Origin of the sequence: Faecalibacterium sp. DFI.5.82, from assembly GCF_029076575.1 — a bacterium.
Taxonomy (GTDB): domain Bacteria; phylum Bacillota; class Clostridia; order Oscillospirales; family Ruminococcaceae; genus Faecalibacterium; species Faecalibacterium duncaniae.
Genome location: NZ_JARFIS010000666.1, coordinates 1 through 304 on the forward strand (window position 1 = coordinate 1; position 304 = coordinate 304).

The 304-nt window shown below is 60.9% G+C and carries 1 pseudogene; it reads left to right on the forward strand.

Annotated elements, in window-relative coordinates:
* Positions 1-304: pseudogene (locus P0G09_RS18355) on the forward strand (amylosucrase); the annotation flags it as partial.

Genomic DNA, 304 nt, shown 5'->3' on the forward strand with positions numbered 1-304 from the left:
CCTGCCGGACAACTGCTGGTTCGTGAACTATCTGCGCTGTCACGACGATATTGGCTGGTGTCTGGACGAGGCGGTGGAAAACCGGCTGGGCATGGACCCGCAGAAGCACAAGGAATATCTGTACCACTTCTACGAGGGCAATTTCCCCGGCAGCTGGGCAAAGGGCGAGCTGTACAACTACGACCCCGCCACCGGCGATGCCCGCTGCTGCGGTACCACCGCCAGCCTGTGCGGCGTGGAGCAGGCACTGGAAAAGGGCGATAAAACCGCACTGGACTACGCTGTGAAGCTTGACCTGCTGCTG